This window comes from Zavarzinia aquatilis (genome assembly GCF_003173035.1).
GTDB classification, from domain to species: Bacteria; Pseudomonadota; Alphaproteobacteria; order Zavarziniales; family Zavarziniaceae; genus Zavarzinia; species Zavarzinia aquatilis.
The window spans coordinates 635,955-654,310 of the sequence record NZ_QGLE01000001.1 but is presented as its reverse complement, the minus strand read 5'-3'; the positions used below and the strand labels follow the sequence as shown (position 1 = coordinate 654,310).

The window sequence follows — 18,356 nt, the reverse complement described above, 5'->3', positions numbered from 1 at the left end:
GGGCGGGGCGATGAGCGGGCAGGGGCTTTCCGCCGTCGGGGTCGAAGCCGTCGGCATGACCATGCGCTTCGGCGGCTTCACCGCGCTCGAGGATGTGACCGTGCGTGTGCCGGCCGGCAGCTTCCATGCCCTGCTCGGCGAGAATGGCGCGGGCAAGTCGACCCTGGTCAAATGCATGATGGGCTTCTATCGCCCGACCAGCGGCCAGATGCTGGTCGAGGACCGCGAGGCGACGATCGACAGCCCGCGCGATGCCGCCAGTTTCGGCCTCGGCATGGTCTATCAGCATTTCACCCTGGTGCCGTCGCTCACGGGCGCGGAAAACCTCGTCATCTCCCGGGAAAAAGTGCCGGCGGTGATCGACTGGCGGCGGGAGCGCAAGGATCTCGCCACCTTCATGGAAACCATGCCGTTCCGTCTGCCGCTCGACGTGCCGGTGCGCGAACTCGCCGCGGGCGAGAAGCAGAAGCTGGAAATCGTGAAGCAGCTCTATCTCGGCCGGCGCTTCCTCGTTCTCGACGAGCCGACCTCGGTGCTGACCCCGGGCGAAGCCGAGGAGGTGCTGGGCATCGTGCGCGGCATGACCGAGGCCGCGCGCCTGACCGTGCTCATGATCAGCCACAAGTTTCCCGAAATCACCGCCTTCGCCGATGATTTCACCGTCTTGCGCAAGGGCCGCCTGACTGGCAGTGGCAAGGTGGCCGACCATGATCGCAAGGCGATGGCGGCGATGATGATCGGCGACCAGCCCATCGCCACCCTCGACCAGCGAAAGCCCGTCGCACCCGATGCCGCCCCGGTGCTTGAGGTGAAAGGCGTGAAGGCGCCCGACCGCAGCGGCCTGAAATCCATCGAGATCGCGGACCTGACCATCCGTTCGGGCGAGATCGTCGGCATCGCCGGCATTTCCGGCAATGGCCAGAAGGAGTTCTTCGAAATCCTCGCCGGCCAGCGCCCGCCCGAGACCGGCGCCATCGCGGTCAAGTCGAAAGCTTATGGCGCCAGCCGACGGGAATCGCGGGCGCTGAACGTCCGCTATATCCCGGAAGAGCCCCTGCGCAACGCCTGCGCCCCGCGCATGACGGTCGCCGAGAATATGGCCTTCCGCACTTTCGACCTCGACAGCGAGGGGCGCCCGGCGCGCTGGATTTCAGCGGGCGCGATCCGGCGATTCGCCGCCGATCTGGTCGCCCGCTTCAAGGTGAAGACGGCATCGCTCGCCTCGCCGATCCAGTCTCTGTCCGGCGGCAATGTCCAGCGCGCGGTGCTGGCGCGCGAGCTGACCGGGCGGGTCGATCTGCTGATCGTGGCCAATCCCTGTTTCGGCCTCGACTTCTCGGCCGTCGCCGAAATCAGGGCGCGGATCATGAAGGCACGCAACGAAGGCGCCGCCGTCCTGCTGATTTCCGAGGATCTGGACGAGTTGCTGGAGCTTTCGGATCGTATCCTCGTCATGTCCGACGGCGCCCTTGTCTACGAGACCCCCATCGCGACCGCCAGCGTGCAGACCATTGGCGAACATATGGCCGGCCACCACTGATCGGTCCGCGCGTGGCGAGACGGAACGAAATCAGGTTGCGCCGCATCGGCCTTCGAGCGAGTTTCGGGGCGATTATCGGTTTATTGTCCCGGTCGAGCCGGGCGATGGCCCGACGACGCCGGCCGGTCGGCCGGTGCCCGCGACTGGTGGGCGCCCTAGGCGCGTCGGGACTTGGGGGACGCGATGCGGGCTGGTCGGTGCGGGATCATTCTGGCGGGGGGCGCGGGCACGCGGCTGCACCCCATCACCAAGGCGGTGTCCAAGCAGTTGCTGCCGGTCTACGACAAGCCGATGATCTATTACCCGCTGAGCGTGCTGATGCTGGCGGGGATCAGGGATATTCTGGTCATCACCACGCCCCATGAGGCGGATCAGTTCCGCCGTCTGCTGGGCGACGGCAGCGATTGGGGCATCGACATTTCCTATGCGGTGCAGCCGTCGCCCGATGGTCTGGCCCAGGCCTTCATCATCGGGGAAGCCTTCATCGCCGGGCGTCCGTCGGCCCTGGTGCTGGGCGACAATATCTATTTCGGCCACGGGCTGACCGAAATGCTGCGGGTCGCCTCGGCCCGCCCGTCCGGGGCGACGGTCTTTGCCTATCATGTCGAGGATCCGCGCCGTTTCGGCGTCGTCGAGATCGACGAGAAGGGCAAGGCCCTTTCGATCGAGGAGAAACCGGCCGAGCCGAAGTCGCACTGGTCGGTCACCGGGCTCTATTTCTATGACGAACGGGCCTGCGAAATCGCTCGCGGCATCGTGCCCTCCGCCCGTGGCGAGCTTGAGATCACCAGCCTCAACGCCGCCTATCTGGCCGAGGGCGGGCTGCATGTGGAATGCATGGGGCGGGGATATTGCTGGTTCGATACCGGCACCCATGATTCCCTGCTCGACGCCAGCGAATTCGTCCGTGTGGTGCAGAGCCGGCAAAATCTCCAGGTCGCCTGTCTCGAAGAGATCGCCTTTCAGCGGGGCTGGATCGACGCCCGCCAGCTCCATGACATGGCCGAGAGTTACGGCAAATCTAACTACGGCAATTACATCCGGCGATTGGCGCGGCAGGCGGCCGCGAAGGCGGGGGGCGGGACGTGGCCATGATCGCGCCGGCTGTCCTCGTTTCGGGGGGCGCTGGCTATATAGGCTCTCACACCTGCAAATGCCTGGCCGCTGCCGGCTTCCTGCCGGTCACGCTCGACAATCTGTCGACGGGGCATCGCTGGGCGGTGAAATGGGGGCCCCTGATCGAAGCGGACATCGCCGATCGCGCCGTGGTCATGGAAACGGTCGATCGCTACCGTATCGTCGCGGCGCTGCATTTCGCGGCGCACAGTCTGGTCGGCGAATCCATGCGCGATCCGCTTAAATATTACGACAACAACGTCACCCGGGCCCTGGCCTTCGCCGCCGCCCTGATCGACACCGGTATCGACCAATTCGTCTTTTCTTCGACGGCGTCGGTCTACGGGATGCCCGTGCATCTGCCCATGGCCGAGGACCACCCAACCCGGCCGATCAATCCTTACGGCGCGACGAAGCTGGCGTTCGAAGGGGCCCTGCGCGACTTGCAGGGAGCATACGGCCTGCGCCACGTCATATTGCGCTATTTCAATGCCGCCGGTGCCGATGGCGACGGCGAAATCGGCGAGGCCCATGAACCGGAAACCCATCTCATCCCCAACATGGTCCTGGCCGGTCTGGGGGCGGGGTCTGTCCTCGATATCTTCGGCACCGATTACCCGACACCGGATGGCACGGCGATCCGGGATTATGTTCATGTCGGGGATCTTGCTCAGGCCCATGTCGCGGCCCTGCGCCACCTGCTGGCCGGCGGGGAGAGCCTGACCCTCAACGTCGGTACCGGAAAGGGCTTGTCCGTCGCCGAAATCCTGGCCAAAGGGGCGGAAGTGCTCGGCCATGCCGTTCCCCATCGCCTGTCGGCGCGGCGCGTGGGCGACCCCCCGTCGCTGGTCGCCGATGCCAGCGCCATCCATCGGCGTCTGGGCTGGGAGCCCCGTTGGTCCGACGTCGACACGATCATTCGCACGGCAGCCGCGTGGCATTCGTCACAGCGCGGCGCCGGCAAGGCCGGCTAAAGCGCCGGATCGAGGGTTTCATGCAGAAAGTGCTGTTGATCAAGGCCAAACGCTTCGGCGACAGCCGCGGCTGGTTCAGCGAAACCTATAACGTGGCCCGTTTCGCTGGGTTCGGGTTGAACGAGGTCTTCGTCCAGGACAATCATTCCTATTCAAAGCCTATCGGCACGCTGCGCGGCATTCATTTCCAGACGCCGCCGCACGCTCAGGCCAAGCTGGTGCGCTGCATCCGCGGGCGTATCCTCGATGTCGCCGTCGACTTGCGCCAGGGTTCGCCAACCTACGGCCGCTGGGTCTCGGCCGAATTGTCGGCGGAAAATGGCGATCAGCTGTTCGTTCCCGTTGGCTTCGGCCATGCCTTCGTCACGCTGGAGCCGGATAGCGAGGTGACCTACAAGGTGACGAGCCTCTACGCCCCGTCCCATGACGGCGGTATCCGCTGGAGCGATCCCGATATCGGCGTGGACTGGCCGCTGCCGCCGGGCGGCGCGGTCCTGTCCGACAAGGACACGGCGCTGCCCTTCCTGAGGGACTTCGACAGCCCCTTCGCCTACGACGGCACCCCTCTGACCCTGGAGACAGTATGAAGATCCTCGTCACCGGCGGCGCCGGCTTCATCGGTTCGGCCCTGGTCCGCCACATCGTCGCGGAACGTCCCGCCGACGAGGTACTGAACCTCGACAAGCTGACCTACGCCGGCACGCTGACGTCGGTGAAGAGCGTCGCGGACAGCCCGCGTTATCGCTTCGTCCAGGGCGATATCTGCGACCGGACCCTGGTTGGCCGGCTCATGGCCGACTTTGCGCCCGATGTCGTCGTGCATCTGGCGGCGGAAAGCCATGTTGACCGCTCCATCGAGGGGCCGGGGGCTTTCGTCGAGACCAATGTCGTCGGCACCTACACGATGCTCGATGCCGCCCTGTCCTATTGGCGGGACCTGCCGGCGGAGCGGAAGGGCCGCTTCCGTTTCCATCATGTCTCGACCGATGAAGTCTTCGGCTCGCTCGGTCCCGAGGGTTATTTCACCGAAGAGACGCCCTATGCGCCGCGTTCGCCCTATTCGGCCTCCAAGGCGGCGTCCGATCATCTGGTCATGGCCTGGCATCATACCTATGGCCTGCCCATCGTTTTGACCAATTGCTCGAACAACTACGGCCCCTATCAGTTTCCCGAGAAACTGATGCCGCTGATGATCATCAAGGGCCTGGCGGGCGAGACGCTGCCGGTCTATGGCAAGGGCGACAATATCCGCGACTGGCTCTTCGTCGATGACCATGTGCGGGCCATCTGCACCGTGTTCGAACGCGGCCGGACGGGCGAGACCTATAATGTTGGCGGTAACGCCGAGCGGACCAATCTGACGGTGGTTCATACCATCTGCGAAACGCTGGATCGGCTGCGCCCGCGCGCGGATGGAAGGCCCTACGCCGACCAGATCGGCTTCGTGACCGACCGGCCGGGACATGACCATCGCTACGCCATCGACCCGCGCAAGATCCGCGACGAGCTGGGCTGGTCCCCGCGTGAGAGTTTCGAGACCGGCATCGCCGCGACCGTCGCCTGGTATCTGGATAACGAGACCTGGTGGCGGGACATCCAGGCCGGCCGCTATGACGGCGGGCGTCTCGGCCTCGCCCGGAGGGGGTGATGGATATCCTCGTCACCGGCGGCTCCGGTCAGGTCGGGCTCGCCCTGCAACGGCTGGCCTGGCCGGACGGCGTCCGGCTCCACGCGCCGGGGCGGGCGGAACTCGACCTCGCCGATCCGGCGGCGATCGCTCGATATGTCGCCGACGGCGGTTTCGCGGCCGTGATCAATCCGGCGGCCTATACCGCGGTCGACAAGGCGGAGAGCGATGTGGTCGCTGCCTTCGCCGTCAATGCCATGGCGCCGGCCGCGCTGGCCGAGGCGACGAAAGCCCTGGGCATCCCGCTCGTTCATGTCTCGACCGACTATGTCTTCGACGGCAGCAAGACCCGTCCTTACGAGGTCGACGACCCGGTCCGCCCGATCAGCGTCTATGGCGCCAGCAAGGAAGCCGGGGAGCAGGCGGTGCGGGTGGTCAACCCGCGCCACGCCATCCTGCGTACCGCCTGGGTCGTCGGCACGGACCGGGCCAATTTCGTCAAGACCATGCTGCGGCTGGGAGCCGAGCGGCCGCAGTTGCGGGTGGTCGCCGATCAGCACGGCTCGCCCACCGCGGCGGCCGATCTCGCCCATGCGCTGGCCGAGGTTACGCTGCGCCTGATCGCCGATCCGGCGGGGCCGACCGGCACCTTCCATGCGGTCAACGCCGGCGAGGCGACCTGGTTCGACCTCGCCTGCCATGTCTTCGCCGTGGCAGCGCGCAAGGGGCGGCCGGTGCCCGAGGTACTGCCGATCGAGACCCGCGATTACCCGACGCCGGCCCGCCGTCCGGCAAATTCGCGGCTGTCCACCCGCCGCCTCGAGGACGCCTTCGGCATTCGGCTGCGGCCGTGGCAAAGCGCCATCGACGACGTGGTCGAGGGCTTGCTGAGGGACTGAGGCCGCTGTCCACCACGCAAACCGACCGTGCTTCCGGGAGCGGGCTTCGCTAGGCTGTGTGGCCAAATTCGCTCTCCAGTCCGGGATGCCCATGATTCCTCGCGTTAACCAGGCCGTCATCCTGTGCGGCGGACTCGGCAGCCGGCTCGGCAGCCTGACGGCGTCGACCCCGAAGCCGCTGCTGCCCGTCGACGGTCGGCCCTTCCTCGAAATCCTGATCGAGGAAATCGCCCGGCAGGGCATCCGCCGCATTCTGCTGCTGGCCGCCTTCGCCTCGGATCAGGTGCGGGACTTCGCCGCCGCGCTGCCCGCGAAGCTCGGCTTCGACATGACGGTCGAACTCGCGATCGAGCCGGACCGGGCCGGCACCGGCGGCGCGATCTGGCACGCGCGGGAGCAGCTGGACGATCTGTTCTATCTGTTCAATGGCGACTCATGGTTCGACGTGCCGCTGGCCGAACTCGCGCGGGCGCTGCCGGCCGATCCGGCGGTCGTCGGCGCGCTGGCCTTGCGCCGCCTGCCCGAGGCCGGGCGTTACGGTGTCGTCACTCTGTCGGGCGGGCGTATCGACCAGTTCGCCGCCAAGGCGGAAGCCGGCAGCGGGCCGGTGCTGGTCAATGCCGGGGTCTATCTGTTCCGGCGTACCCTGGTCGATGCCCTGTCGCCGCTCTGCTCGCTCGAGCAGGATGGGCTGGCCGTGCTCGCGGCGCAGGGGCGCCTCGCGGGCCTGCCCGCCGATGGCTATTTCCTCGACATCGGCATTCCCGACGATTACGCGCGGGCGCAGACGGAAATTCCCGCCCATCGCCGCCGCCCGGCGCTGTTTCTCGATCGCGACGGCGTGATCAACCTCGACCACGGCCATGTCGGCAGCATCGACCGGTTCGAGTGGGTGGCGGGCGCGCGGGAAGCCATCCTGCGGGCCAACCGCCTCGGCTATTACGTCTTCGTCGTCACCAATCAGGCGGGTATCGCCAAGGGTTACTACACCGAAGCGGACTACCGCGCGGTGAAGGCCCATGTCCGGGCTGGTCTTGCCGAGATCGGCGCCCATATCGACGACGAACGCTTCTGCCCGTTCCATGTCGATGCCGCCATCGAGGCCTATCGCCGCGACAGCGACTGGCGCAAGCCGGCGCCCGGCATGCTGCTCGACCTCCTGCGCCGCTGGCCGGTCGATGCCGGACACAGCCTGCTGGTCGGCGATCGCGACAGCGACCTTGCTGCTGCCGCGGCCGCCGGCATCGCCGGTCATCTGTTCGGCGGCGGTAACCTCGACGATTTCGTGAAACCCCTGCTGACGGAGACACGAGCATGACCGACGGCATGGCGGCATTGAGCCGGGAATTTCACCTGCTGCGCGACTGGCTGTTCGAGGAGGCCCTGCCGCTGTGGTCCGACCGGGGCCTCGACCGTGAACACGGCGGCTTTTTCGAGAAGCTGAACCCGGATGGCCGCCCGACCCATGAGCCGAGGCGGGCACGGGTGACCGGCCGGCAGGTCTATGCCTTCGCCATCGCGGGCGGCCTTGGCTGGCGTGGTCCGGCGGAGGAGATGATGCGCTATGCGCTCGACAATCTGTTCCGCCGCTATCTTCCCCCGGACGGCATGGTGATTTCGACCGTCGATGCCGGCGGTGCCGTCGTCCGGGCGGATTTCGACCTCTATGACCACGCCTTCATCCTGTTCGGGCTCGCCGCCGCTGCCGCCCGGGGCGAAAGGACCGGTGAGCTCTCGGCGCGCGCGGCCCGCCTGCGCGACGACATGATCGCCGGCTGGAGCCACCCCGTCGCCGGTTTCGAGGAAAGCCAGCCGCGCAGCCTGCCGCTGAAGGCCAATCCGCACATGCATATCCTCGAGGCGGCGTTGGCCTGGATGGCGGTTTCGGACGATCCGGGCTGGGGTCGTCTCGCCGACGGGATCGCCGAGCTTTGCCTTGCCCGTTTCATCGACCCGGCGACCGGCGCCCTGCGGGAATATTTTGACGGTGACTGGCAGTTGCTGGCGCAATTCGAGAACACGGTGGTCGAGCCGGGTCACCAGTTCGAATGGTCCTGGCTGATGCGGCGCTGGGGCGCCTTGCGCGGCCGGGCGGATGCCCTCGCGGTGGCCGAGCGTCTGGCCGCCATCGGCGAGGGGCCGGGCGTCTGCCCGGTGCGCGACCTCGCCATGAACGAGCTGAACGCCGATCTGTCCTTGCGCGATGGCCTGTGCCGCCTGTGGCCGCAGACGGAGCGCATCAAGGCCCATGTCGCCGCATTGACCGGCGCCGCCGACGCGGATGACCGCAATGCCGCCGCCGTTCTCGCCGCGCGGGCCGCCTCGGGCCTGCGCCGCTATTTCGACCATCCGCTGAAGGGGGCGTGGTGGGAGCACCTCGGCATCGACGGCAAGCCCTTAAGCGAGCCGGCGCGCACCACCAGCCTCTATCACATCGTCTGCGCCATCAACGAGGTGGCCGGGGTCTTCGCCCCGGCGCGGTGACGGTTCAGCGTCTGTCGCGGAAGAAGGCTTTCAGCAGCTCGGCCGCCGCCTCGCCGCCGATGCCGTCGTAAACCTCCGGCGCATGGTGGCAGGTCGCCTGCGCGAAGAAGCGGGGGCCGCTGGCGACGGCGCCGCCCTTCGGATCGTCGGCGCCGAAGTAAAGCCGGCGCAGCCGGGCGAAGGAAATGGCGCCCGCGCACATGGCGCAGGGCTCCAGCGTGACATAGAGATCGAGGCCGGTCAGGCGCTCGTCGCCGAGGCGGGCGCAGGCGGCGCGGATCGCCAGCACCTCGGCATGGGCGGTCGGATCGTTCAATTCGCGCGTCCGGTTGCCGGCGGCGGCGACCACCTGCCGGCTGGCGGGATCGAGAATGACGGCACCCACCGGCACTTCGCCGCGCGCGGCGGCGGCCCGGGCTTCGTCGAGGGCGATATCCATCGGCGTCTTGGTCATGGCATAACGAAATTACACGACTATGATCCCGCCATGTCGACAAACGAAAAACCCCGCAAGACCCCGGCCGCCAAGGCCAAGCCAGAGGCCAAGTCCGCCACCCCGCCCGAAACGGCGGTGGACGACGGGCCGGAGCGAATCGCGAAATATCTCGCCCGCGCCGGTATCTGCTCGCGCCGCGACGCCGAGAAGCTGATCGAGGAGGGCAAGGTCGCGGTCGACGGCGTCACCCTGAACAGCCCGGCCTTCAAGGTCACGGGTGCGGAGCGGATCACCGTCGATGGCAAGGTGGTGGGCACCCCGGCCAAGGCCCGGCTGTGGCGCTTTCACAAGCCGCGTGGCCTCGTCGTCTCGCACAAGGACGATCAGGGCCGGGTGACCGTGTTCGACTTCCTGCGCAGTCAGGGCCTGCCCCGGGTGATTTCGGTCGGCCGGCTCGACCTGAATTCCGAAGGACTGCTGCTGCTGACCAACGATGGCGAGCTGGCCCGCAAGCTGGAATTGCCCAGCAACGGCTGGGTCCGCCACTACAAGGTCCGGGTCGCGGGCGAGATCGACGTCGGCCGGCTGGAAGCCCTGAAGAAGGGCATCACCATCGACGGTGTCCGTTACGGCTCGATCGAGGTCGAGATCGACCGTATCGGCGGCCTGAACGCCTGGCTCTATGTCAGCCTGACCGAGGGCAAGAACCGCGAAATCCGCAAGGTGATGGACCATCTGCGCCTGTCGGTGAACCGGCTGCTGCGCGTGTCCTACGGCCCCTTCGATATCGAGAAGCTGGAGGCGGGCGACGTCGCGCCCATTGGGCAGGCCATCGTCGACAAAATCCTGCGGGGTGAGGAAGTCCTCTACGAAAAGCCCGCCCCAAAGCCGCCGAAACCGCTCCGCGCGGACAAGGCCGAAGCCCCGGCCGAGCCTGCCCGCGCCGGCAAGGCCGCGCCCGCCGGCCGCGATGCAGCGGCGAGGCCGGAGCGCCGCAAGTCCTCCGGCGCGAAACCCGAAGGCGGCAAGCCCGAGGGTCGGAAGCCGTTCGGATCGAAGAGCGAAGGGGAGGGGCCGGAGCGCCGTAAGTCCTTCGGCGCGAAACCCGAAGGCGGCAAGCCCGAGGGTCGGAAGACGTTCGGATCGAAGAGCGAAGGGGAGCGGCCGGAGGGGCGCCGGTCTTTCGGCGCGAAACCCGAAGGCGGCAAGCCCGAGGGTCGGAAGCCGTTCGGATCGAAGAGCGAAGGGGAGCGGCCGGAGGGGCGCCGGTCTTTCGGCGCGAAGCCTGAAGGTGCCAAGTCCGAAGGTCGAAAGCCCTTCGGGCCTAAGCCCGAAGGCATGAAAACAGAAGGGCGCCGCCCGGCCTCCCGTCCGCCGACCGGCGACAAGCCGCGCGGCGAGAAGCCGGCCCGCCCCGCCGGTGACCGTCCCACCCGTTCGACGAAAGGACCGCGCGATGCGAATCGTCGCCGGCCGTAATCGCGGCAAGCTCCTCGCGGAGCCCGAGGACCGCAGCATCCGCCCGTCCAGCGACCGCCTGCGCGAGGCGGTGTTCAACATCCTGAGCACGCGCGGCCTGCCGGCGGAGGCGCGGGTGCTCGATGTTTTCGCCGGCACCGGGGCCATGGGGCTGGAAGCCTATTCCCGAGGCGCAGCCCGGGTCGTCCTGATCGAGAAGGATGGCACCGCGCTGAAGCTGGTGACCGAGAATGTGAAGCGGCTGCGGGGCGAGGGGGCCTGTGTCGTGCTCGGCCGCGACGCGACCAAACCCGGCGCGCCGCCGCCCGGCTTTGTGGCCGATATCGCCTTTCTCGACCCGCCCTATGGCAAGGGCCTGTGCGAGGCCGCGCTCTCCGCCCTCGACGCTGGCGGCTGGCTGTCGCCGGGGGTGCTCGTCATCGCCGAACACGACCGGCGGGAAGACCCGGTCTGGCCGGAAGGCTTCGTGGCCGAGGAGCGGCGGACCTATGGCAAGGGCGCCGTCACCTTCCTGTCGCGCGGCTGATCAGCGCCGGCCGAACAGCCGTTCGATATCGGGCAGTTTCAACTCGACATAGGTCGGGCGGCCGTGGTTGCACTGGCCGGAATGGGGCGTCGCCTCCATCTCGCGGAGGAGCGCGTCCATTTCGGGCAGGGTGAGGCGGCGCCCGGCCCGCACCGCCGAATGACAGGCGAGGGTGCCGCAGACATCGGCCAGCTTTTCCTCGAGCGCGAAGGAATCGCCCAGTTCCGCGATTTCGTCGGCAAGGTCGCGGACAAGCCCCGGCACGTCGAGCCGGCCAAGCAGGGCCGGCACTTCCCGGACGACGACCGCGCCCTGGCCGAAAGCCTCGACGACGAGGCCGAGACGGGCGAGATCGTCGGCCTTGGCGGCGATGCGGGCGGCGCCGTCGCCATCGAGATCGACCACTTCGGGGATCAGCAGCATCTGTCGCTTCACGCCGCCGTCTGACGCCATGGCTTTCTTCATCCGCTCGTAGACCAGCCGCTCGTGCGCCGCGTGCTGGTCGACGAGGATAAGGCCGTGGCTGGTCTCGGCGACGATATAGGTCAGATGCAGCTGGCCACGCGGCACGCCCAGCGGCTGCGCCAGTGCCGCTACCTCGTCATGGGCGGTAACGGCGGCGGGCGGCGGCGTGGCGACACCCGGTGTGGCATCCATGGGCGCCTGAAAGGCATAGGCGGCGGTGCGCTCCGACAGGCTCGGCCGGGCCGGACCGCCCGAGAAGGCAAAGCCCGGGCTGCGCGGCGGCAAGGGCAGGTCGGCGGGACGGAAGGCCCCCAGGGCCGCGCCCGCGACCGTGGTCGAGGCGCGGTGACCGGCCTCGGACAGGGCGTGGCGCAGCGCGCCGACGATCAGCCCGCGCACCAGCCCGGGATCGCGGAACCGCACTTCCGCCTTGGCCGGATGCACGTTCACATCGACGAGGCGGCCGTCGAGCGTGAGATAGAGCGCGACCGCCGGGTGCCGGTCCCGAGCGAGGAAGTCGGCGTAGGCGCCGCGCACGGCCCCGGTCAGCAGCTTGTCCTTCACCGGCCGGCCGTTGACGAAGAGATATTGGTGGGCGGCGGTCGCCCGCGCATAGGTTGGCAGACTGGCGAAACCGACCAGCCGCAGGCCTTCCCGCTCGGCGTCGATGGCAAGGGCATTGTCGGCGAAGTCGCGGCCGATCACGGCGGCGATCCGGTTGCGCCGGGCATCCTCGGGGTCGAGCGCGGTCTCGGCCGGAAAGCGCAGGGCGAGGCGGGCGCCGTCCGACAGGGTGAAGCCGACACCGGGGTGGGACAGGGCGATGCGCCGCATCACGTCGGCGATGGCCTGATATTCCGCCTGCTCGCTCTTGAGGAACTTCAGGCGTGCCGGTGTCGCGTAGAACAGGTCCCGCACCTCGACCCGCGTGCCGGCATTGATCGCCGCCGGCTCCACCTCGTGCTTGGCGCCGCCATCGACGCGGATCGACCAGGCCTCGTCGCTGCCGCGGGCGCGGCTGGCGATGTCGAGCCGGGCGACGGAGCCGATGGAGGGCAGGGCCTCGCCACGGAAACCGAAACTGTCGATGGCGTCGAGATTGTCGTCGGGCAGTTTCGAGGTGGCGTGGCGTTCGATCGCCAGGGCAAGTTCATCGGCGCTCATGCCGAAGCCGTCGTCGGCGACACGGATCAGGGTCCGGCCGCCGTTCTCGACGACAACATCGACGCGGCCCGCGCCGGCGTCTATGGCATTTTCGACCAGTTCCTTGACGGCACTGGCCGGACGTTCGACGACCTCGCCGGCAGCGATACGGTTGACGGTCGATTCGGGCAGAAGACGGATGCGCATGGGGCCATCATGCCCCATGCGCGCCGTCCTTGCAGTCAGTAGCTGCCGGTCGCCAGATACTGGCGGGTCAGCTGCTTGCCATTCTCGACCGCCGGCTGGTCGAAGGGATCGACCCCGAGCAGGTCGGCGGCGATCAGCGTTTCCAGGGTGAAGTGCATGAACAGCCCACCCAGCGCCTCTTCGTCGTAGCGCGGGATGGTCAGGCGGCGCACAGGGCGATTGAACTGCACCAGCGTATCGCCAGTGGCCCGCGCCTGAGCGGCGACGACGTCGCCGATGCGACGCCCGGCCAGGAACGACAGCGACGGATCGTCGGCGAGGTCGGGCCGGATCACCGTGCCCCTGCCCTTGGTGGCGAGGTCGATGACGGTGAACAGCTTGTCGTCCGGGCCGTCCAGATAAAGCTGGAGCTGGCTATGCTGATCGACCGGACCGATCGCCGTGATCGGCGTCGTGCCCTTGCCCTGCTTGCCGAGGGATTCCGCCCAAAGCTGGCGCCACCAGGCGGCCAGTTTCTCCAGCCGGTCGCCATAACCGAGCATGACGGTCTGCGACAGGCCGCAATCCGAAGCCGCGACCGAAATCGCCGCGCCGACGGCCGCAGGGGCGTCCGCGGGGTTCGCCGCGTTGATGTTCTGTTCGAGAACCCGCGCCGCGCCGCGCCGGAAGGCGATGGGGTCGAGGCCAAGGATCATCGCCGGCAACATGCCGATGACCGACAGGACAGCGTAGCGGCCGCCCAGATTGGGGTCGTGGTCGATGATGCGGGCGCCGAAATGCTGGCCGATCTGGCGCAGCAGGCTGTCCTTGGGTTCGGTCACGACGGTGAAATGACGCCCGATGGCATCGCGGCGATAACCGGCATCTTCGAGCGCGTCGATGACGACCAGCAACTGGGCGATGGTCTCGGCCGTGGTGCCGGATTTGGACGCGACCAGGAAATGCATGTTGGGCAGATCGCTGGCATTCATCGCGGCGGCGAGGCCGGCCGGATCGAGATTGTCGAGGAAGCCGAGCCGCGGCCGGCCGGGGGCGCCGCTGAACGGGGTCTGGACCAGCTGGGCAATGGCCTGAGGCCCGAGCGACGAACCGCCGGTGCCGAGCAGCACGACCTGTTCCGCCGTCGAGACGATGGCCCGCGCGACCTGGGCCTGCTCGATCAGGTCATCGGTGCGATAGGGAATGGTGAAATGGGGCAGGGAGCCATCGCGCACCTGATCGCCAAGACGGGCCAGCACGGCCCTGGTCTCCGACAGACGACGCGCGATATCACCGCTCGCGAGCTTGCCGTTCGCGCATTCGCCGATCGCCTGGACGAAGCTGGGCTCGGTCGATCCCGGAGTCTGCTCCACAGGGGTGGTCCTCAACATCAATGCCCCAGTCGTCGGTCGCCCGGAGGCGGGCAAATATCGCCTTTGCGAACGAAGCGGTATGCGGGTGCCGAAATCAAGAGTTGCGTCGGTAGCGAACATCGGGGTGCCCAGGTGTGGACGTGCATGGCTCATGCACGATCAGAAAACACCTTGAAGCAGCCCCGGGTTCCCTCGCTTGATTTCGGGCGTGTCGCCCGTGGTCGCCGGAAGGCCGGCCGCGGCGTTCTGACGGAGGCGCCGGGCTTCCTCAGGAGCGTTGACCAGGATTTCCGTGGGGTCGTTGGTGATGCCGAGAACCTCCTGCGCGAAGGTGCCGCTCTTTTCAGCGAGGGCGCCGCTCTCGCGGTTCAGGGTTTCGCGGATCGAAGGGTCGGCCTTGCCCGCGCCCGCCGCGGACAGGAACTGCTGTTCGAGCGAGCCGGGCGGCTGGGCCGCGCCGACCCCGACCGGGGCGCCGGCGGCCGGGCCTTCCGGCAGGGTCGCCCCGAAGACGGCGGCCGAGGCCGAGCGCTCGGGATTGGCCTGCTGGGTCGGCAGGGCGCCGGGGGCGGGCGGACGCAGGGTATAATCCGGCGGCATGGCCAGGGGGGCCTGGGTCACGACCGCGAACTCATCGGGTGCCCGGCGCGACAGACCGAGCTGCTCGCGCACGTCGCCGCCACCGCAGCCGGTCAGCAGAATGGCACCGATGCCGACGGCGCAAAGGCCGAGCCGGCGGGACGAACGGATGACCACACTCATCTTCACTGCTCCTTGGACGCAGCAACCGAATCCGGTCGCGCGCGGAAGGCGTCGAGCAACAACAGGCCGACGCCGATGGTGATCCCGGAATCGGCCACGTTGAAAGCCCAGAAATGATAGCCCGAAAGGTGAAAGTCCAGAAAATCGGCGACGGCGCCGAAGACTATACGGTCATAGGCGTTGCCAAGAGCCCCTGCCGCAACCATGGCGAGGCCAGTCACCGCGAGCCGGGTATGAGAGCGCAACATCCAGACGAGGAGGAACAACCCGACGATGATGGCGAATCCCGTCAGCAGGTAACGACCGATATCGTCCCCCTGCTGGAACAGGCCAAAGCTGACACCCCGGTTCCACACCATGACGAGATTGAAGAAGGGGGTGACGACGATCGGGTCCTGCCCGTTGAGCAACGGCACAAGGAACTCCTTCAACAGCCTGTCCGAGACGAGGATCGCCGCGAACAGGACGAGACCGAAGAGCCGGAGGCGCCGCTCAGCCATGGGCGACCACATCGTGGCAGCGGTGGCACAGGCCCGGATGGTCGGCATGGCTGCCGACCTCGGGCAGGACCATCCAGCAGCGGACGCATTTCTCGCCCGTGGCCGGCCTCGGCTCGACCGCGACACCCTTTACCTCCTCGTGGCGGAAGGCTTCCGCCGGACCTTCGCCCGCGACGAGGTCGAGGCCCGAGGTGATGGCGAGTTCAGCGAAATCGACCGTCTGGGCGAGGGCGAGCAGGCTCTCGTCGGCGATGTGCACCACAGGCCGTGCCTGCAGGCTGGAGCCGATCCGCTTCTCCTGACGCTCGATCTCGAGGGCGCCTGTGACAACGAGCCGCAGGTCGCGCAGGCGCGTCCATTTGGCGGCGAGGGTGGGGTCAAGCCATTCGGCCGGCACCGTCGGGAACTCGCGCAGGTGGATGCTTTCCTCGTCACCCGGGTTCCGGGTCAGCCAGGCTTCCTCCATGGTGAAGCACAGCACCGGGGCGGCCCAGGCGGTCAGGCAGTTGAAGAGGATGTCGAGCACGCTGCGCACCGCGCGGCGGCGGATCGAGGAGGGGGCATCGCAATAGATCGCATCCTTGCGGATGTCGAAATAGAAGGCCGAGAGATCGCCGATGCAGAAATCCGTCAGCGCCATGAAGGCACGGTGGAATTCATAGGTCTGGTAACCCTCGCGCATGGCCTTGTCGAGTTCGGCCACCCGGTGCAGCACCCAGCGGTCGAGTTCGGGCATGTCTTCAGGGGCCAGCTGCTCTGCCTCGGTGAAGCCGTCGAGGCTGCCCATCACGTAGCGCAGCGTGTTGCGCAGCTTGCGATAGATTTCCGCCTTGGCCTTCAGGATGTCGTTGTCGATCTTCAGGTCTTCGGAGAAGTCCGAGGTCGCGACCCACAGGCGCAGGATATCGGCGCCATTCTGGTCGATGACATTCTGCGGCGCGATGGTGTTGCCCAGCGACTTCGACATCTTGCGGCCCTGGCCGTCGACGACGAAGCCATGGGTGACGACGCCTTCATAGGGCGCGCGGCCGCGCGTGCCGCAGGCCTCGAGCAGCGAGGAATGGAACCAGCCGCGATGCTGGTCCGAGCCTTCGAGGTAGAGATCGGCCGGCCATTTCAGCTCCTCGCGCTCCTCGAGCACGAAGGCATGGGTCGAGCCGGAGTCGAACCAGACATCGAGGATGTCCATCACCTGCTCGAAGCCTTCCGGATCGTAAGCGTCGCCGAGGAAGCGCGACGGCGCCGAGGTGAACCAGGCATCGGCGCCTTCCTGCGCCACCGCCTCGACGATGCGGGCGTTGACCGCGGGGTCGCGCAAGGGCTCGTTGGTCTTCCTGTCGACGAAGAGGGTGATGGGCACGCCCCAGGCGCGCTGGCGCGAGATCACCCAGTCCGGCCGGCTGGCGATCATCGAATGGATGCGGTTGCGGCCGGCGGCCGGCACCCACTGCACCTGGTCGATGGCGGTCAGCGCCTTGTCACGCAGGTCGTTGGTGGTCATCGAGATGAACCACTGCGGCGTCGCGCGGAAGATCAGCGGCGCCTTGGAGCGCCAGGAATGCGGATAGGAATGGACCAGCTTGCCCTGGGCGAGCAGACCGCCCGCCTCGTCGATGGCGGCGAGCACGCTCGAATTCGCGTTGCCTTCCTTGCCGTTCGGCCACAGCACCTTCTTGCCGGCGAAGAGCGGCACATCGTCGAGATAGGCGCCATTGGGGCCGACCAGTTCGGGCACCGGCAGGCCATGCTTGCGGCCCAGCTCGAAGTCGTCGGCGCCATGGCTCGGCGCGATATGGACGAAGCCCGTGCCGGTATCCATGGTGACGAAATCGCCGGCCAGTACCGGAACGTCGAAATCATAACCCTGACCGCGCAGGGGATGGGCGCAGACGGTCTTGAAGGCGATCTCGCCGCCGAGGAAGCCGGCCTCGATCTCGTGGCCGGTGATGCCGGCGGCCTTCAGCACATCCGTCAGCAGGGGGCCGGCGACGACGAGGGCTTCGCCAACCTTGGCCCGGCTGCCTTCGGCGACCTCGGTCACCTTCACGCGGACATAGTCGGCGTCGGCGGCGCAGGCGATGCCGCGGTTGGCCGGCATGGTCCAGGGCGTCGTCGTCCAGATGACGATGCTGGCGCCCTTCAGGACGTCGGGGCCGGAGACCACCGGGAAGCGGACATGGATCGTGGTCGAGGTGTGGTCGTGATATTCGACCTCCGCCTCGGCCAGCGCGGTTTCCTCGACCACCGACCACATCACGGGCTTGGCGCCGCGATAGAGGCCGCCATTCATCAGGAACTTCAGGCATTCGTCGACGATCTTCGCCTCGGCCTTGAAGTCCATGGTCAGGTAAGGGTTCGACCAGTCGCCCTCGACGCCGAGGCGGCGGAACTCGGCCTTCTGCACGCCGATCCAGTGATCGGCGAAGGCCCGGCATTCCTGGCGGAATTCGGCGACCGGCACCGCGTCCTTGGACTTGCCGGCGGCGCGGTATTTTTCCTCGATCTTCCATTCGATGGGCAGGCCGTGGCAGTCCCAGCCGGGGACATAGGGCGCGTCCTTGCCCAGCATCGACTGGCTGCGGTTGATCACGTCCTTCAGGATCTTGTTCAGCGCCGTGCCGATGTGGATGTTGCCGTTGGCATAGGGCGGGCCATCGTGCAGGACGAATTTCTCGCGCCCCTTGCGGGTCGCGCGCAGCCGGCCATAAAGGTCGAGACGATCCCAGCGTTCGATGAGCGCCGGTTCCTTCTTCACGAGCCCGGCCCGCATCTCGAAGGGCGTGGCGGGAAGGAATACGGTCGCCTTGTAATCGGTCGTCATTGTGGAACTAGCCAATACTGAGAGG

Annotated in this window: 16 protein-coding genes; 10 read left to right on the top strand and 6 right to left on the bottom strand. The window is 67.5% G+C overall.

What is annotated here, in order from left to right; all coding sequences use genetic code 11:
• Window positions 1-10: 10 nt before the first annotated feature.
• The 8 genes from DKG74_RS03185 (at window position 11) to DKG74_RS03150 (ending at window position 8,640) form a co-directional block, all read left to right on the top strand.
• Window positions 11-1,540, top strand: coding sequence for an ABC transporter ATP-binding protein (locus DKG74_RS03185; RefSeq protein WP_109902481.1), 1,530 nt, complete (start codon window positions 11-13; stop codon window positions 1,538-1,540).
• A gap of 183 nt (window positions 1,541-1,723) precedes the next feature.
• On the top strand, window positions 1,724-2,635 hold the full coding sequence (gene rfbA / locus DKG74_RS03180) for a glucose-1-phosphate thymidylyltransferase RfbA (RefSeq protein ID WP_109902479.1): 912 nt from the start codon (window positions 1,724-1,726) through the stop codon (window positions 2,633-2,635).
• Window positions 2,632-3,630, top strand: coding sequence for a UDP-glucose 4-epimerase GalE (gene galE, locus DKG74_RS03175; RefSeq protein ID WP_207779206.1), 999 nt, complete (start codon window positions 2,632-2,634; stop codon window positions 3,628-3,630). Before rfbA ends, galE begins: the two co-directional genes overlap by 4 nt.
• Complete coding sequence (gene rfbC, locus DKG74_RS03170; RefSeq protein ID WP_423841690.1) at window positions 3,591-4,217, top strand: dTDP-4-dehydrorhamnose 3,5-epimerase; 627 nt, start codon at window positions 3,591-3,593, stop codon at window positions 4,215-4,217. The genes galE and rfbC overlap by 40 nt, the downstream gene beginning before the upstream one ends.
• Entirely contained in the window at window positions 4,214-5,278 is a 1,065-nt protein-coding gene (gene rfbB, locus DKG74_RS03165; protein ID WP_109902475.1) for a dTDP-glucose 4,6-dehydratase, read from the top strand. Before rfbC ends, rfbB begins: the two co-directional genes overlap by 4 nt.
• The gene (gene rfbD, locus DKG74_RS03160) at window positions 5,278-6,156 is read left to right on the top strand and encodes a dTDP-4-dehydrorhamnose reductase (protein WP_109902473.1); all 879 of its coding nucleotides are present in this window, start codon (window positions 5,278-5,280) and stop codon (window positions 6,154-6,156) included. The genes rfbB and rfbD overlap by 1 nt, the downstream gene beginning before the upstream one ends.
• Before the next feature lie 91 nt (window positions 6,157-6,247).
• Window positions 6,248-7,474, top strand: coding sequence for an HAD-IIIA family hydrolase (locus DKG74_RS03155; protein ID WP_109902667.1), 1,227 nt, complete (start codon window positions 6,248-6,250; stop codon window positions 7,472-7,474).
• Window positions 7,471-8,640: an AGE family epimerase/isomerase gene (locus DKG74_RS03150; RefSeq protein WP_109902471.1), complete on the top strand. Its 1,170-nt coding sequence runs from the start codon at window positions 7,471-7,473 to the stop codon at window positions 8,638-8,640. The genes DKG74_RS03155 and DKG74_RS03150 overlap by 4 nt, the downstream gene beginning before the upstream one ends.
• A 4-nt stretch (window positions 8,641-8,644) precedes the next feature.
• Here DKG74_RS03150 and DKG74_RS03145 read toward each other — a convergent pair whose 3' ends face one another.
• Window positions 8,645-9,094, bottom strand: a complete 450-nt coding sequence (locus DKG74_RS03145) for a nucleoside deaminase (protein WP_243404001.1) — start codon at window positions 9,092-9,094, stop codon at window positions 8,645-8,647.
• 33 nt (window positions 9,095-9,127) lie between these two features.
• Between DKG74_RS03145 and DKG74_RS03140 the strand changes: the two genes are divergently transcribed.
• Both DKG74_RS03140 and rsmD read left to right on the top strand, forming a co-directional pair.
• Window positions 9,128-10,555: a pseudouridine synthase gene (locus DKG74_RS03140; protein WP_109902469.1), complete on the top strand. Its 1,428-nt coding sequence runs from the start codon at window positions 9,128-9,130 to the stop codon at window positions 10,553-10,555.
• A complete protein-coding gene (gene rsmD, locus DKG74_RS03135; RefSeq protein WP_109902467.1) occupies window positions 10,533-11,081 on the top strand; it encodes a 16S rRNA (guanine(966)-N(2))-methyltransferase RsmD in 549 nt (182 codons plus the stop codon). The genes DKG74_RS03140 and rsmD overlap by 23 nt, the downstream gene beginning before the upstream one ends.
• Here rsmD and mutL read toward each other — a convergent pair whose 3' ends face one another.
• From mutL to ileS, 5 genes are all read right to left on the bottom strand, one after another.
• On the bottom strand, window positions 11,082-12,896 hold the full coding sequence (gene mutL, locus DKG74_RS03130) for a DNA mismatch repair endonuclease MutL (protein WP_109902465.1): 1,815 nt from the start codon (window positions 12,894-12,896) through the stop codon (window positions 11,082-11,084).
• Between the two features lie 35 nt (window positions 12,897-12,931).
• The gene (locus DKG74_RS03125) at window positions 12,932-14,248 is read right to left on the bottom strand and encodes a glucose-6-phosphate isomerase (protein ID WP_165837498.1); all 1,317 of its coding nucleotides are present in this window, start codon (window positions 14,246-14,248) and stop codon (window positions 12,932-12,934) included.
• Between the two features lie 159 nt (window positions 14,249-14,407).
• The gene (locus DKG74_RS03120; protein WP_109902461.1) at window positions 14,408-15,010 is read right to left on the bottom strand and encodes a DUF3035 domain-containing protein; all 603 of its coding nucleotides are present in this window, start codon (window positions 15,008-15,010) and stop codon (window positions 14,408-14,410) included.
• 2 nt (window positions 15,011-15,012) lie between these two features.
• Window positions 15,013-15,510 (bottom strand): signal peptidase II, encoded by a 498-nt coding sequence (gene lspA, locus DKG74_RS03115; protein ID WP_165837497.1) that lies wholly within the window; start codon window positions 15,508-15,510, stop codon window positions 15,013-15,015.
• Window positions 15,503-18,331, bottom strand: a complete 2,829-nt coding sequence (gene ileS, locus DKG74_RS03110) for an isoleucine--tRNA ligase (RefSeq protein WP_109902457.1) — start codon at window positions 18,329-18,331, stop codon at window positions 15,503-15,505. Before ileS ends, lspA begins: the two co-directional genes overlap by 8 nt.
• Window positions 18,332-18,356: the final 25 nt, after the last annotated feature.